Source organism: Corynebacterium falsenii, from assembly GCF_020099275.1.
Lineage (GTDB): Bacteria > Actinomycetota > Actinomycetes > Mycobacteriales > Mycobacteriaceae > Corynebacterium > Corynebacterium falsenii.
Genome location: NZ_CP083646.1, coordinates 1,687,140 through 1,702,048 on the forward strand (window position 1 = coordinate 1,687,140; position 14,909 = coordinate 1,702,048).

Here is a 14,909-nt window from a genome sequence, read left to right on the forward strand (position 1 = left end):
GATAGAATTCCTTCTCATGACCACCCAGCCATCACCGCGGCGCGGCCGAGCGAGACTCTTCACCTCGATCACGGACCAGCTGCCGCGCCTCGGGCTAGCGGGATCCCGGTCGGCACTGCTCCACCAGGACAGACCCCTCAGCTCAGCCGCCGTACCGCCCTTTTCCGCGGTACAGCTGCTGCGGCTGCGCATCGCGGTGTTTTCCGGCACCCTGGGCTCGCTTCTCATCATGATCGGCGGCGTGGGGGCAGGAGCATTCCCCGTGGTGAACAACCCCCTGTGGGATGTCCCTGGCGTGAACGTGCTGGCGCGCATGCTGCACACCACCAGCGTGGCAGTGTTCGTGGGCATCGGATTCCTCGTATGCGGGTGGCTGCTGCTCATGCGGCTGTGCGCACCCTCCTCGGCCGGTAACCACCGCGTGCTCCCCGAACGAACCCTGTGGCGCGTCTATGTCCTCTGGGTGATCCCCTTCCTGTTCACTCCTCCCCTGTTTACCCAGGACATTTATTCCTACCTGGCCCAGGGTGCCATCGCCGCCCGCGGGTGGGACCCCTACAGCGCCGGCCCAGTCGACCTGCTGGGTATCGAGGATCCCCTAGCCATGTCGGTTCCCCTCATGTGGGCGCACTCCCCTGCGCCCTACGGTCCGGTGGCCTTGGGCTATGGCGAGCTTATTTCGGTGATCACCAATAACTCCATCGTCTGGGGCGTGTTCGCCCACCGCGTGGTGGCCATCATCGGGCTGTCACTCGTCGGCTGGGCTCTCGTGCGACTGTCGCGCCGCTGCGGCGTGCGCCCCACCTCCGCTTTGTGGTTGGGCGTGCTCAATCCCCTGGCGATCCTTCACCTTGTCGGCGGCATTCACAACGAGGCCATCATGCTTGGCCTCCTCCTCGCCGGCATGGAGCTCGTCCTCCGCGGCACCGATTCCCTCGAGCGCCCCACGGCCAGCCGATGGTTCCTCATCATCGTTGGCCTCATGGTCATCTCCGGAGCGGGGCTGGTTAAGGTGACCGCCTTCATGGGGCTCGGCTTCGCCGGAGTGGCCGTGGCTCGCTGGTTCGGCGGCTCACTGTGGGATCTGTGCAAGGCAGCGGCCCTCGCCGGAGCCGTGGCCGTTGTGACGTCCGGTGCCTTGTCCCTACTCACCGGCGTTGGGCTCGGCTGGATTTCTTCACAGGGCGGCGCCGCGGACATTGTCTCGTGGATGTCCATCGCCACCCTCAGCGGCCTGGCCTCGGCATCGTTGGGCATGCTGCTGGGGCTGGGCGATCATCAGGCCACCACCCTGACCCTCTTCCAGGGACTCGGCCTGCTTGTCGGTATGTTCTGGGTGGTGCGCATGCTGTGGGCATCCTTCCGAGGCCGCATCCACCCGGTTGGCGCACTGGGTGTGGCGATGCTCATCCTCGTCATCTTCTTCCCCGTCGTGCACCCCTGGTACCTATTGTGGGCCATCGTTCCCCTCGCCGCGTGGGCCAACCGCCGCGGCTTCCACGTAGCCGCCGTGACCTACTCAGTCTTGTTTAGCTTCTTCATCCTCCCCAGGGGGCTTGCGCTGCCGCCGTCGACGGTGCTCTACATCTACGCCATGGCCGCCGCGATCTTCGCCGTCGTCATGGTGGGAGTCTGGCGCTACGCACGCACCCATCCCAACTTCGCAGAGGCGATCCGCAGCGAAACGCTGAGAAGAACTAAACTGGGTATTCGTGACTGATTCAACTCCCGCTTCATCGCCCACACCACCGGCTGCCCCCATCGTGTTGCAGCTCGAAAACGTGGTCAAGACCTTTGGCCCCAAGACCGCCGTTAACGGTCTGAGCTTGGCCGTTCACGCTGGTGAAGTGGTCGCGGTGCTGGGCCCCAACGGGGCTGGCAAGACCACCACGGTGGAGATGTGCGAGGGCTTCCAGAAGCCGGATTCCGGAACCGTCCGCGTGTTCGGAATGGATCCCGTGGAGAACTCCGATCAGGTGCGTTCCCGCATCGGCGTGATGTTGCAGGGCGGCGGTGCCTACCCCGGAGTCCGGGTGGGCGAGATGCTGCGTCTGGTGGCGTCGTATTCAGAAAAGCCACTGGACGTTGACTGGCTACTGCGTACCGTCGGGCTCTCCGAGCACATCAAGACCCCCTACCGCCGCCTCTCGGGTGGTCAGCAGCAGCGCCTGAGCCTCGCCTGTACACTCGTGGGACGGCCGGAGCTGGTGTTCCTCGACGAGCCCACAGCCGGGCTGGACGCCCAATCGCGCCTCGCGGTCTGGGATCTCGTCTCGGCACTGCGCCGCGATGGCGTGGCCGTTGTGCTCACCACGCACCTCATGGACGAGGCCGAAGCGCTTGCCGATCACGTCTACATCATCGACCGCGGCTCGCTCGTCGCCTCCGGAACGCCCGAGGAAATGACCTCAGGCAACGCCACCATCGAGGTCCCGAACTCCGATCCGTCGCAGGCCAGCGCCTCTGTGTCTGGTTCCGATACCTCGGAGGTCTCGTCATCGGCGACGCCAACCCCCAGCCCGCACCACATGACCGTAGCGACGGCCTCTCCAGTGGATCTCGCCCGGTGGTCCGCATCGATGGGCTCTGATTCCGTGAGTATTACCGACACGGACCGGGAGCGGGTGTACGCCGTGGAGGCGTCGACCCTGACCCCCACCCTGATCGCACAGATCACTGCGGCGTTGGCGGAGCAGGATGTACTGCTGCGCTCGCTCGACGTTGATCGCCAATCGCTGGAGGACGTATTCCTTTCCATCACCGGACGGGAGATCCGCTAATGAATTCTGTGTCCAACACTTCAAGGTCCAATACCTCAAGCAATCGTTTCGAACCCGGCACGTTCACGCCCCGGCCGAAGCTGGCCTCCGGTGGCAAGATCCTCGCCGCACAGGCGAAGATCGAGTCCACGCTGTTCCTGCGGCACGGCGAGCAGCAGCTACTGTCGCTCGTGATTCCGCTGGGCTTGCTCGTGGCACTGACGTTGGTGCCGTTCGGCGGGATGCACCAGGACATCAACCAGATCTTCCCGATGGCCCTGGCTATCGCCCTGATGGGCGCCGGTTTCACCGGCCAGGCCATTGCGGTGGCCTTTGATCGCCGCTACGGAGCACTGAAGCGCATCGGTGCCTCCGGTGTGCCGACATGGGCGCTCATCGGCGGAAAGATCGCTGCGGTCGGCGTGGTGGTGATCGTGCAGATCGCAATCCTATCCATCGCGGCGGTGATCCTCGGATGGCGACCGGAGGGCATTGGGCTTCCCATCGCCCTGCTCGTGGTGGTCATTGGCGTGGCGACGTTCACCAGCTTGGGGCTGCTGCTGGGCGGCACGTTGAGCTCGGAAATGGTTCTCGCGCTGAGCAACACGATCTGGTTCATCCTGATGGGGGCGGCGGTATTTGCCACGATGGCCTCGGAATCGAGCGTGGTGGTGAACAACTGGCTGCTGCTGTTGCCCTCGGTGGCGCTGACCCAAGCGCTGTACTCGGCGCTGACGGCCGGGACGTTTAACCTTTTGGCCATCGTGATCCTCGCGGCGTGGGCAGTGCTGGGCACGGCGCTGGCGCTGAAGTTCTTCTCCTTCACGATGGATAGCGACTAAATTCCGATAAGAGTTCTCGTTCGGCGGTTACTCGCTATGTGCTGTGCTGCCTAATGGTGGGGTTTTGGGGTGGGCAGCGACCTACGCAGTGCCCTGTGAGGTGTCCCGCGTTGACCGCAGCGTGTGGCTCCACGAGATGAGACGGTCGATGAGGAACACCACCACGAACGTGGCCACAATGCCGAAAGCGTTATCCGCGATGCGGGCCGTGGCCGATCCCACGGGGCCGAACAATGCCAGGGCCACGCTGAGGGCGCCGAGGCTGTTGAAGATGGTCTGGTAGCGATACGACGTGGTGAGGCCCACGAGGAAACCACCGATCATCCCGAGAATCGGGCCCGGGATGGGCACGAGCGAGATCACCACGAAGAAGATCACCGTGCCGATAACCGTGCCCACAAACCTTTCGACCATCTTGCGAGGGCGCACATCCGTATCGGGGCTCAATACCGACATCGCAGCGATGCCGATCCACATCGGCCGGTCCAGGCCGAGGAGTTGGCCGCACAAGATAGCCAGCGGCACGGTAATCATGAGCTTGAGCCGCCATTCGTTTTCCGGGCTCCACCGCACGGCATCTCGGATCACATCGCCGAGCGTGCGGTCCAGGCTGTGGTGCTTGTTCTTACGGTAAAGGATTGAGGCCGCCCACACGCCACCGATGAGCAGTCCCACTACCCGCTGCCAATAGCCTTCCGGCGAGACGGGGTAGCCGTAAAGCAGTAGGAAGGACAGAACCAACACTATGTGGTTCTGGAAAGCCACCTGATCGCATCCCAGCCATAAGATGACGCCCAGAGACGCCGCGATTAACAACGCCCCGACCACGGGGGCTGCGTGGCTCGCCAGGGGCGGGATGAAGGCGTAAATGAGGAAGATAACCAGCATGGACGCTGCGGCATGGGATTGCTGGTAGCCGAAATGCACCTTCTGGAACGTCATGACGGCCAGCAGCACCACCACGCCGACGATGGCGTTTTCTTGGCCAAGTAGCAGCACAAAGGCCAGCACGAACGTTGCGCAGAAGATTAGCGTGACGATCGCCTTGAGGAGCAACCCACCGATGATCGGCAGTTTCTGCCGAAAGTTCTCTGCGTTGTCAATCCTGGATCGGATCGTTCCTACGTCGCTCTCGAGAACATCGAGTAGCCGGCGCCATGTACTCGCGGTCGTCATGGGTCCCCTTAGGTAAAGCTCTATGAAAATGTGTCCGGCTGGCTGTGACCAACCCTACGAGTTTATCGCTGCTGTGCAGTCAAGCAAACCCGTTACCGTCTCAGTTGCCCTGTCCACTAGGCTGGAACTTGTGTTGCAGGAAATGACTCAGCGTGCCGATCAAGAGCAAAACATCTTCATCCGGGTGTTCCTGAGATTCTTCGCGTGGGTGCACCGGATGGATGCGAAATTCGGCCTCCCCCGCCCCGTCACCGCCCCGTCGATGAAGAAGCAGCGACTCTTTGCCATCATCCTGCTGGCGTGTCAGACGGGCATTACGTTTACCGGTTCGCTCGTGCGCGTGACCGGTTCTGGCCTGGGTTGTAATACCTGGCCGCAGTGCCAGCCCGGCTCTCTCTTCCCCACTGCAGGTACGATCCCGTGGATCCACCAACTCATTGAGTTCGGCAACCGCCTGCTGACATTTGTCGTCGCCGCTGCTGCTGTGGTGGTGTTTATCGCTGTGATCCGTGCAGCTCGCCGCCCCGCAATTTTGGGGCTGGCTTTCTTCCAGGGCATCGGCATCATCATCCAAGCTGTCCTCGGCGGGATCTCGGTGCACATGGACCTTATGTGGTGGACGGTCGCCATGCACTTCCTGCCATCCATGCTTTTGGTCTTCCTTGCCGCACGACTGGTGGTGCGCATCGGCGAGCCGGATGACGGCTCCATGCAGCCGTTGATGCCTCGCCCGCTGCAGCTGCTCACCAACGGTTCTGCTGCCTCTCTGGCCATCGTTCTGTTCACCGGCACATTGGTCACGGGCGCTGGCCCGCACGCCGGAGATGCCGCCATCTTGCCTGAAAATCGCTTGCAGGTTCCGCTGATCGACATGGCCCACATCCACGCGGGTTTCATGTACCTGTACCTGGGAGTCACCATCGGTCTACTGGCAGGTGTGTTCGCTATGAACCTCGATCACCGCATTAAGACGGCCGCGTATTGGGTCATTGGGGCCTGCCTATTGCAGGCAGCCGTGGGCATCATGCAGTACTGGCTGGGCGTGCCGCGCTGGTCCGTTCCAATGCACGTGATTGGTTCGGGCATCGTCACGGCCGCCACGGGCTTCCTGTGGTCGCTGAAGGCCCGTTACATGGGAGGCAATGCCCAGCTAACTGGCTCGACTGAGGCTGACCGCCAGCGTGAGGCTGTGCTGACTGCCTAGCGGTGCTCGATAACCGCGCGTGCGCGGATAACTGAGACGAGGTCGTGTCACCCAAACTAACCTCGCACGCCACCAAGTAGATCCGAGCCCTTTCGACCCCTTTCGGGCAGCGAAAGGGCTTTTCACGCACGTTGAAGCCCCTGAAACCTCTGTGAAGAATGTTCCAGGGGCTGTTGATTGGAAGGATCCTGCGAGATTCTGCACGCGATCGAGAGAGGCCAGAAGAGCTCTCTAGGAGGGCTCTAGGAAAGCTCTAGTGAAGCTTAGGAGAACAGCGATGCGATAGTGGACCAGCCCAGCACCGCGTCGATGGACAATGCGACGAACAGGATGCTGAGGTAGTTGTTCGAGAGGAAGAACAACTGCATGGGCTTCACCGGGGTGCCGTTCTTCACGCCCGAGTGCAAGCGATGCGCCATGATGATGAACCAAGCGCCGGATGCCACTGCAGCAGCCAGGTAGATCCAGCTGGCCGCTGGCACGAGCAACAGTGACGTGATGACCGTGGCCCAGGTGTAAGCCAAGATCTGCCGAGTGACCTCCAGGGGGGGCTTCACGACGGGCATCATCGGCACACCGGCTGCCTCGTAGTCTTCCCGGTAGCGCATGCCCAGAGCCCAAGTGTGCGGTGGCGTCCAGAAGAAAATGATCATGAACAGGATGATGGCCTGAATCCACGAGGACCATCCTGCGTGGAATGCACCACCGTGGTTGTCGGTGACCACGGCCCAGCCCACGATGACCGGCATGCAGCCCGCGGCTCCACCCCAGATCACGTTCTGCCAGGTCCGGCGCTTGAGCCACTTCGTGTACACGTACACGTAGAACCAGATCGTCAGCAGGATGAAGCCTGCGGCCAACCACGAGTGGCAGAGCAGTCCGAGCCAGAGCACCGAACCAATCATGAGGACCCACGCGAAGATGCGGGCCTGCTGCACAGAGACGGTGTCCTTCGCCAGGGGGCGTCGGCGGGTGCGGCGCATGAGCTGGTCGATATCATGGTCGACCACGTTGTTGAACGTGTTGGCCGCACCAGCGCCCATCCAACCGCCGACGAGGGTGAGGAGAATCAGCCCGATCTGCACTTCGCCTCGAGCTGCCTGCAGCATGGCAGGAATGGTGGCCACCAGCAGTAGCTCAATGACCCGTGGTTTGGTCAGAGCTAAGTAAGCCTTGGCCGTCTCAGCGAATGTCTTCACCGGATGACTCGCCTCCATTGTCCTCGCGTATTTCTCGCGTTTTCTTGCGTGCTTCCTCACCGGAACGTCTCATCTACGCTACCTGAGCTACCGCAATAGTCCGAAAAAGGGCACGCCCCTACAACAGTGCCGACCACGATTGTGGCTCGGCACCTTTTCAACAGGCTTCAACTCTACGCGCTTGTCCGCTGCTGCTGCGGATCGGACTCGCCTCAATATCCGGAATGACCGGTCGGTGGAACACAAAGGTCTCAAACGGCATTACTATGGGTAGCCGTATCCGAATATAACTGCGCTCAATACTCTGAAGCGATATGTGAAGCGAACCGTAGAAAGGCAGAAAACGTGACTCTTCCACCCGATTTGGCCGCGCTGACCGTGCGAAACTACCCCGAGGACTGGAGTGATACGGACACCCGGGCGGTCGATCTGGCACGCGTTCTCGCCGCCGATGCCGTGGAGAACGTTGGCTCCGGCCACCCCGGCACCGCCATGAGCCTGGCTCCCCTGGCGTACACCCTCTACCAGCGCGTCCTGCGCCACGACCCCAAGGACACCAAGTGGGTCGGCCGCGACCGCTTCGTGCTCTCCGCCGGCCACTCGTCACTCACCCAGTACATCCAGCTGTACCTGGGCGGATTCGGCCTCGAGCTCGATGACATCAAGGCTTTGCGCACGTGGGGTTCCAAAACCCCGGGCCACCCCGAAGTGCACCACACCGATGGCGTAGAGATCACCACCGGCCCTCTGGGCCAGGGTCTGGCATCCTCCGTGGGCATGGCCATGGCCTCCCGCCGCGAGCGCGCGCTGTTCGACCCAGAGACTCCACTCGGCGAGTCCCCCTTCGATCACTACATCTACGTCATCGCTTCCGATGGCGATATCCAGGAGGGTGTGACCAGCGAGGCTTCCTCCCTGGCAGGCACCCAACAGCTGGGCAACCTCATCGTTTTCTGGGATGACAACCGCATCTCCATTGAGGACCAGACGGAAATCGCCTTCACCGAAGACGTCGTGGCTCGATACGAGGCCTACGGTTGGCAGACCCTCGAGGTCACCGGCGAGGACGTGGAAGGTATCGAGGACGCAATCTCCAAGGCTAAGGCCGAGATCAACCGTCCGACCTTCATCCGCCTCCGTTCCGTCATCGCTTACCCCGCACCGAACAAGATGAACACCGGTGCTTCTCACGGCTCTGCCCTCGGCGCCGACGAGATCAAGGGGATCAAGGCTGAACTGGACTTCCCCGACGAGCCCTTCCCCGTGGAGGACTACGTCGTTGAGCACACCCGCAAGCTCGTCGATCGTGGCTCTAAGGCCCACGAACAGTGGACCAAGGACTTCGACGCCTGGGCAGAGAAGAACCCTGAGGGCAAGAAGCTCTACGACCGCCTGTACTCCCGCCAGCTCCCCGAGGGCTTCGACGCCGAGCTGCCGGCATGGGATGCCGGCGATTCCCTGGCAACCCGCAAGGCCTCCGAAGCAACCCTCCAAGCGCTAGGCAAGACCCTGCCGGAGCTGTGGGGCGGTTCTGCCGACCTTGCTGGTTCCACGAACACCATCATTAAGGATTCCCCGTCCTTCGGCCCCGAAGCCATCTCGACTCGTCAGTTCTCCGCCGAGCCCGGTGGCCGCAACCTGCACTTCGGCATCCGTGAGCACGGCATGACCGCCATCCTCAACGGCATCGCACTGCACGGCCCCACCCGCCCCTACGGTGCGACCTTCCTGCAGTTCTCCGATTACGCTCGCGGTGCCGTTCGCTTGGGCGCCCTCATGGAGTCCGACGTCTACTACGTCTGGACCCACGATTCCATCGGCCTCGGTGAAGACGGCCCGACTCACCAGCCGGTGGAGCACTTGGCCGCACTGCGCGCCATCCCCCACCTCTCTGTGATCCGCCCAGCGGATGCCAACGAGACCGCCGTGGCGTGGGTTGAAGCCCTCAAGGCTCCCGAGGGCCCCAAGGCTCTCATTCTCACCCGCCAGAACGTCCCGGTTCTCGAGGGCACCAAGGAAAAGGCTGCCAACGGCGTTGCCCGCGGCGCCTACGTTCTCGTCGAGTCCTCCACCGACACCCCAGAGGTCATCCTCATCGCCACCGGCTCCGAGGTTCAGCTCGCTGTGGAGGCAGCTGAGACCCTTGAGAAGGACGGCATCGGCACCCGCGTGGTCTCCATGCCGTGCATGGAGTGGTTCAAGGAACAGGACGAGGACTACCGCGAGTCGGTTCTGCCTTCCTCTGTGGAAGCACGCGTCTCCGTCGAAGCCGGAATCGCCATGCCGTGGCACGAGTTCACCGGCTTCAAGGGCCGCAACATCTCCCTCGAGCACTACGGCGCGTCGGCCGACTACAAGACCCTCTACCGCGAATTCGGCATCACCGCCGACGCCGTGGTGGATGCAGCCAAGCAGACCCTCGGCAAGTAGCCGCGGGCCCACAACCAACCACCGCATAAGGATTGATCGACATTATGAGCACTCCCGATAACATCAGTGCGCTGTCACAGGCTGGAACCTCCGTTTGGTTGGATGACCTCTCGCGTGATCGTCTGCGCAGCGGCAACCTGAAAGACGTCATCGACAACAAGGGCGTAGTCGGTGTGACCACCAACCCCGCCATCTTCGCCAAGGCGATGTCCGCAGGTGACGCCTACAACGACCAGCTCCGCGAGCTCGCGGATAAGGGAACCCCAGCACACTCCGCAGTGTTCGACATGGCTGCCGACGACGTGCGCGAAGCCTGCGACGTCTTCGCCCCCATCTACGAAGCCACCGACGGAGTTGACGGCCGCGTGTCCCTCGAAGTCGACCCGCGCCTGGCCAACGAGCGCGAGGCCACCGTCACCCAGGCTCGGGAACTGGCCCGCACCGTGGATCGCGAGAACCTTCTCATCAAGATCCCGGCCACCGAAGAGTGCCTGCCCGCCATCACTGACGTGCTTGGCTCCGGTGTGAGCGTCAACGTCACGCTAATCTTCTCCGTGGCGCGCTACCGCCAGGTCATGGATGCCTTCATCGAAGGCATGAAGCTCGCCAAGGATAACGGCCACGATCTCACCAAGATCCACTCCGTCGCCAGCTTCTTCGTCTCCCGCGTGGACACGGAAATCGACAAGCGACTGGACGCCATCGGCACGGAGGAAGCCAAGGCGCTCAAGGGCAAGGCCGGAGTTGCCAACGCACAGCTGGCCTACGCCGCCTTCAAGGAAGCACTGCTCGACAACCCCGAGTGGAAGGATCTTGAGACCCAGGGTGCCCATGTGCAGCGCCCGCTGTGGGCGTCGACCTCGGTGAAGAACCCTGAGTACCCGGACACCATGTACGTGACGAACCTCGCTGGTCCCAACACGGTCAACACCATGCCGGAAGAGACCCTGGATGCCACGATCGATCACGGCACCGTCAGCGGCGATGCACTGGAGGGAACCGAGGAATCCGCCCACGAGGTGTTTGCGGCGCTGGATTCCATCGGCATCGACCTCGGTGATGTGTGGAAGGTCCTGGAAACCGAGGGCGTGGAGAAGTTCGTGGATTCCTGGAACGAGCTGCTCGACACCCTGAGCGAACAGCTCGACGCCCACGAGTAACCGCTCCCCCGCGTTGCCTTGTGCCAGCCACGTGCCAGCCACTACCGCCGAACAGGCCACTGAGTTAAGGATTGAAGGAACAATTGCCTGCTATGTCCACCACTGAAATCGGCTACGGGTCGAACAACCCGCTGCGTGACGAACTGGATAAGAGGCTGCCACGGATCGCAGGGCCGTGTGGCCTTGTGATCTTCGGCGTGACCGGTGACCTCGCGCGGAAGAAGCTGCTGCCCGCGATCTACGACTTGGCCAACCGCGGCCTGCTCCCGCCGGGATTCAGCCTCATCGGCTACGGCCGACGCGACTGGTCCAAGGAAGAGTTCGAGAACCAAGTTCTCGATGCCGTGAAGGACCGCGCACGCACCCCGTGGCGGCAGAGCGTGTGGGATCGCTTGGCGGAGGGGCTGTTCTTCGTCAAGGGCGACTTCACTACCGACGAAGCCTTCGACGCCCTGGCGAAAAAGACCCAAGAGCTCGACAAGACGCGCGGCACCGCAGGCAACTGGGCTTACTACCTTTCCGTGCCCCCGGACTACTTCGCGAACGTGTGCGATCAGCTGGAACGCTCCGGGCTGGCGAAGGCCGATCCGGAACTCGGACCGGAGCACAACGGCTGGCGGCGCGTTGTCATCGAAAAGCCCTTCGGCCACGATGAGGAATCCGCTCGGGAACTCAACGACATCGTCAATAAGGTGTTCCCCGAATCCAGCGTGTTCCGCATCGACCACTACCTGGGCAAGGAGACGGTGCAAAACATCCTGGCGCTGCGCTTCGCGAACCAGCTGTTCGACCCGCTGTTCAACTCCCACTACATCGATCACGTGCAGATCACCATGGCCGAGGACATCGGCCTGGGCGGGCGCGCGGGCTACTACGACGGCATCGGCGCCGCCCGCGACGTGATCCAGAATCACCTACTCCAGCTGCTGGCGCTCATTGCCATGGAAGAGCCCGTGGACTTCAACCCCGTGGAACTGCAGGCCGAAAAGGTGAAGATTCTGCGGGCCACCCGCCCGGTAGGGCCCTTCGCACAAACCACCGCCCGCGGCCAATACACCTCCGGCTGGCAGGGCTCTGAGCGCGTCCGAGGGCTGCGCCAGGAGGAGGGCTTCGACCCCGAATCCACCACAGAGACCTTCGCCGCGGCGACCTTCGAGATCTCCTCGCGCCGCTGGGCCGGCGTGCCGTTCTACCTGCGCACCGGCAAGCGACTGGGCCGCCGAGTCACGGAGATCGCCTTGGTCTTCAAGGAAGCACCCCACCTTCCCTTCGGCGCTGGTCAAACCACCGCGCAGGGCAGCAACATGCTGGTCATCCGCGTGCAGCCGGACGAAGGCGTGCTCATGCGTTTCGGCTCCAAGGTGCCCGGATCAGCAATGGAAGTGCGCGACGTCAACATGGACTTCAGCTACTCCGAGGCCTTCACCGAAGAGTCGCCGGAAGCCTACGAGCGCCTCATCCTCGACGCACTGCTGGACCAGGCCAGCCTGTTCCCCAGCAACGAGGAGGTCGAACTATCGTGGCGGATCCTCGATCCGATCCTCGAGCACTGGGCACTGCACGGTCGCCCCGAGGACTACCCCGCCGGAACATGGGGCCCCGCCGGTGCCGACAAGATGCTTGAGCGTTCGGGACGCGTGTGGCGTCGACCATAGATCGTCCCTAGATCGACCACAGATGTTGCCCACAGCGACATTGACAGCAGCGATGATGACAGCATCGACAACTGAGGAGCACCCGCCACAATGATTATCGACCTACCGAACACCAGCACCCACATCATTAGCCAAAAACTCAGCGCCCTACGCGAGGAGCGCGGCGAGGTGGCCACCGGCCGCGTGCTCACGCTCATTGTCGTGGCATCCAGCGAGGACGACCTGCCCCGCATCATCGACGCCACGCACGAGGCCTCGCGCGAGCACCCCGCGCGCGTGCTCATCCTCGTCAACCACCGCAAGTCCGACGAGGTGCACCTCGACGCGGAGATCCGTCTCGGTGGCGACGCGGGTGCGTCCGAGATCATCGTGATGCACAACCACGGCGAGCTGGTGGCTCATCGCGCCTCGGTGGTTACTCCCCTGCTGCTGCCCGACACACCCATCGTGGCCTGGTGGCCGACGAACGGACCCCGCAACCCCGCGGCCGATGCTATTGGCATGCTCGCGACCCGCCGCATCACGGATTCTTTGCACGACGACGATACGGACGCCCTGTTCCGGCGGCGGATGACATACACCCGCGGCGACTCTGACATGGCGTGGAGCCGGATCACCCTGTGGCGCGGCCTGCTCGCATCATCCCTCGATCAGCCGCCCTACGAACCCATCGATTCCGTAGAGCTGACAGGCCCCGCTGATGATCCCTCGACGGATATCGCCGCGGGGTGGCTCGCGGAGAAGCTCCAGGTTCCGGTGACCAGGCACAACAGCGGAACAGATGCCATCCCCCGCGACGATAAGGGCAACAAAACAATTTCTATCGAAAAGGCTGTTCTGCACCGCGAATCAGCTACGGTTGAGGTGACCGTTGTCGACTCCGAGACGGTGTCGATGAAGGTCGGAGACAAAGAGTCGCTGGTGACGCTCGGGCGCCGCCCACTGGCCGACTGCCTCGCCGAGGAGCTGCGGCACCTCGACCCCGACTACGCGTTCGGGCATGCGTTGCGAGGACTAGTCCGAGTCAACCGACCCGAGCGCACTAACCGGCTGCCGAACTACCGTGGCGCATCGATCCCGGATGAGGCTCCCGACCGGTGGAGTGCATCCGTCGCCGATGACCACTTTGCTGAGCAGGAGTCCCGCCGATGAAAAACCCACCGCGCACCACCGAACCGACGATTAACCCCGATTCAGGCGTGGAACTTCGTGTTCGAGCATCGCAGGCAGCATTGGCCTCCTCAGTGGCCCGCGAATTCGTCTCTACCGTGGCCGCGTTGCAGCGCTCCGGCGATACCGTGACCGATGACGGCATGGTGCGAGTAGTTCTCACCGGCGGTGGCGCAGGCATTGCCACGCTGGCGGAGATCGCTGCGCTGGATCACGCCTCGCGCCAGACTGCGGAAGACTTCCCCATCGCATCCATCGATTGGTCGCGCGTGTACCTATTCTTCGGCGACGAGAGGTTCGTGCCCGCCGGGGATCCCGAGCGCAATGACAAGCAGGCGCATGATGCGCTGCTGCGTCACATCGACATTCCGAACCTCAATGTGTACCGCTACCCCGCAGTGCAAGAAGGACAGGACCCGAGCGGCTCGGCACTCGACGAGGGTGCCGAGTTCTACGAGAAGTTCATCGACTCCGTCGCACCGGATGGGTTCGATATTCACTTGCTCGGCATGGGACCCGAGGGGCACATCAACTCGCTATTCCCCCACACCAAGGAGCTGCTTGAGGCGCAAGGGTCCGTGGTGGCCGTGCGGGATTGCCCCAAGCCCCCGCCGGAGCGCATGAGTCTAACCCTGGACGCAGTCAATTCGTCCCGCCACGTGTGGCTACTCGTGTGCGGTGAGGCGAAGAAGGAGGCCGCAGAGCAGGTCTTTACCGGCGGCGACGCTGCCGAGTGGCCGGCAGCAGGTGTCCACGGGGTGGAATCCACCGTGCTGTGGGTTGATGAGTCAGCGAACCCACAGGGTTAACGCAAGCGGTCGTGGGTCTGCGACCCTAGCGGCCTCTCATACACCGGAGGGGGCTAGCCAAGGCGTGTAGTAACGCGCTTGGCTAGCCCCTTTTCCGTTGCAAAGAACCAAAGAACCTCCGAGCAATGAAAATGCCCAGAGGTTCAGCTCAGCTCGTTTTCTAGAGGTTGTAGTGCAGCACCAGGTTCAGCGCCATGAGGGCGATGAGCCAGATGACGGCGGTGGTGATCGTCAGACGATCGAGGTTCTTCTCCGCCACCGTGGAGCCGGAAAGGTTAGACTGCATACCGCCGCCGAACAGGCTGGACAGGCCACCGCCCTTACCCTTGTGGAGCAGCACGGAAAGCCCCATGAGCAGGCTGGTGATGACCAAGATGATCTGCAGAGTGAGGATCAATGTCCTACCTTTACACTTCTCGTTAACGCCGTGCGCACACATGTGCGAGCGAGCACACATGACCGCACGACAATAGTTGCTTGTAATCCAAGGTACAAATCTACCTGT

12 protein-coding genes are annotated in these 14,909 nt (G+C 62.6%); 9 read left to right on the forward strand and 3 right to left on the reverse strand.

What is annotated here, in order from left to right; translation table 11 throughout:
- The first annotated feature begins 16 nt into the window (after positions 1–16).
- Genes mptB through LA343_RS07435 form a run of 3 tightly spaced genes read left to right on the forward strand, consistent with a single transcriptional unit; the run spans position 17 to position 3,601 of the window.
- On the forward strand, positions 17–1,720 hold the full coding sequence (gene mptB, locus LA343_RS07425) for a polyprenol phosphomannose-dependent alpha 1,6 mannosyltransferase MptB (protein WP_025402704.1): 1,704 nt from the start codon (positions 17–19) through the stop codon (positions 1,718–1,720).
- Positions 1,713–2,780 (forward strand): ABC transporter ATP-binding protein, encoded by a 1,068-nt coding sequence (locus tag LA343_RS07430; RefSeq protein ID WP_025402705.1) that lies wholly within the window; start codon positions 1,713–1,715, stop codon positions 2,778–2,780. Before mptB ends, LA343_RS07430 begins: the two co-directional genes overlap by 8 nt.
- Complete coding sequence (locus tag LA343_RS07435) at positions 2,780–3,601, forward strand: ABC transporter permease (protein ID WP_025402706.1); 822 nt, start codon at positions 2,780–2,782, stop codon at positions 3,599–3,601. Before LA343_RS07430 ends, LA343_RS07435 begins: the two co-directional genes overlap by 1 nt.
- Before the next feature lie 81 nt (positions 3,602–3,682).
- Here LA343_RS07435 and LA343_RS07440 read toward each other — a convergent pair whose 3' ends face one another.
- Entirely contained in the window at positions 3,683–4,777 is a 1,095-nt protein-coding gene (locus LA343_RS07440; protein ID WP_025402707.1) for an FUSC family protein, read from the reverse strand.
- A 142-nt stretch (positions 4,778–4,919) separates the two neighbouring features.
- On the opposite strand from LA343_RS07440, the gene LA343_RS07445 reads away from it, so the two are divergent.
- Positions 4,920–5,981 (forward strand): COX15/CtaA family protein, encoded by a 1,062-nt coding sequence (locus LA343_RS07445; RefSeq protein WP_025402708.1) that lies wholly within the window; start codon positions 4,920–4,922, stop codon positions 5,979–5,981.
- Positions 5,982–6,244: 263 nt separating this feature from the next.
- On the opposite strand, the gene LA343_RS07450 is transcribed toward LA343_RS07445, so the two are convergent.
- Entirely contained in the window at positions 6,245–7,198 is a 954-nt protein-coding gene (locus LA343_RS07450) for a heme o synthase (protein WP_052337546.1), read from the reverse strand.
- 327 nt (positions 7,199–7,525) lie between these two features.
- Between LA343_RS07450 and tkt the strand changes: the two genes are divergently transcribed.
- The 5 genes from tkt (at position 7,526) to pgl (ending at position 14,404) form a co-directional block, all read left to right on the forward strand.
- Positions 7,526–9,610, forward strand: coding sequence for a transketolase (gene tkt, locus LA343_RS07455; protein WP_025402710.1), 2,085 nt, complete (start codon positions 7,526–7,528; stop codon positions 9,608–9,610).
- Positions 9,611–9,654: 44 nt separating this feature from the next.
- A complete protein-coding gene (gene tal, locus LA343_RS07460) occupies positions 9,655–10,770 on the forward strand; it encodes a transaldolase (protein ID WP_025402711.1) in 1,116 nt (371 codons plus the stop codon).
- Between the two features lie 92 nt (positions 10,771–10,862).
- Positions 10,863–12,425 (forward strand): glucose-6-phosphate dehydrogenase, encoded by a 1,563-nt coding sequence (zwf, locus tag LA343_RS07465; RefSeq protein WP_025402712.1) that lies wholly within the window; start codon positions 10,863–10,865, stop codon positions 12,423–12,425.
- A gap of 90 nt (positions 12,426–12,515) precedes the next feature.
- On the forward strand, positions 12,516–13,577 hold the full coding sequence (locus LA343_RS07470; protein WP_025402713.1) for a glucose-6-phosphate dehydrogenase assembly protein OpcA: 1,062 nt from the start codon (positions 12,516–12,518) through the stop codon (positions 13,575–13,577).
- A complete protein-coding gene (gene pgl, locus LA343_RS07475; RefSeq protein ID WP_025402714.1) occupies positions 13,574–14,404 on the forward strand; it encodes a 6-phosphogluconolactonase in 831 nt (276 codons plus the stop codon). The genes LA343_RS07470 and pgl overlap by 4 nt, the downstream gene beginning before the upstream one ends.
- A 160-nt stretch (positions 14,405–14,564) precedes the next feature.
- Here pgl and secG read toward each other — a convergent pair whose 3' ends face one another.
- Positions 14,565–14,801 carry a preprotein translocase subunit SecG gene (gene secG, locus LA343_RS07480; RefSeq protein ID WP_025402715.1) on the reverse strand — a complete coding sequence of 79 codons (237 nt, stop codon included), beginning with the start codon at positions 14,799–14,801 and terminating at the stop codon, positions 14,565–14,567.
- Positions 14,802–14,909 lie beyond the last annotated feature (108 nt).

What these genes read in the sequence shown, in the direction of transcription:
- mptB (WP_025402704.1), top strand. Translation starts at nt 17, where the DNA reads ATGACCACCCAGCCATCACCGCGGCGCGGCCGAGCGAGACTCTTCACC.
- LA343_RS07435 (WP_025402706.1), top strand. Translation starts at nt 2,780, where the DNA reads ATGAATTCTGTGTCCAACACTTCAAGGTCCAATACCTCAAGCAATCGT.
- LA343_RS07440 (WP_025402707.1), bottom strand. Translation starts at nt 4,777, where the DNA reads ATGACGACCGCGAGTACATGGCGCCGGCTACTCGATGTTCTCGAGAGC.
- LA343_RS07445 (WP_025402708.1), top strand. Translation starts at nt 4,920, where the DNA reads ATGACTCAGCGTGCCGATCAAGAGCAAAACATCTTCATCCGGGTGTTC.
- LA343_RS07450 (WP_052337546.1), bottom strand. Translation starts at nt 7,198, where the DNA reads ATGGAGGCGAGTCATCCGGTGAAGACATTCGCTGAGACGGCCAAGGCT.
- tal (WP_025402711.1), top strand. Translation starts at nt 9,655, where the DNA reads ATGAGCACTCCCGATAACATCAGTGCGCTGTCACAGGCTGGAACCTCC.
- zwf (WP_025402712.1), top strand. Translation starts at nt 10,863, where the DNA reads ATGTCCACCACTGAAATCGGCTACGGGTCGAACAACCCGCTGCGTGAC.
- LA343_RS07470 (WP_025402713.1), top strand. Translation starts at nt 12,516, where the DNA reads ATGATTATCGACCTACCGAACACCAGCACCCACATCATTAGCCAAAAA.
- pgl (WP_025402714.1), top strand. Translation starts at nt 13,574, where the DNA reads ATGAAAAACCCACCGCGCACCACCGAACCGACGATTAACCCCGATTCA.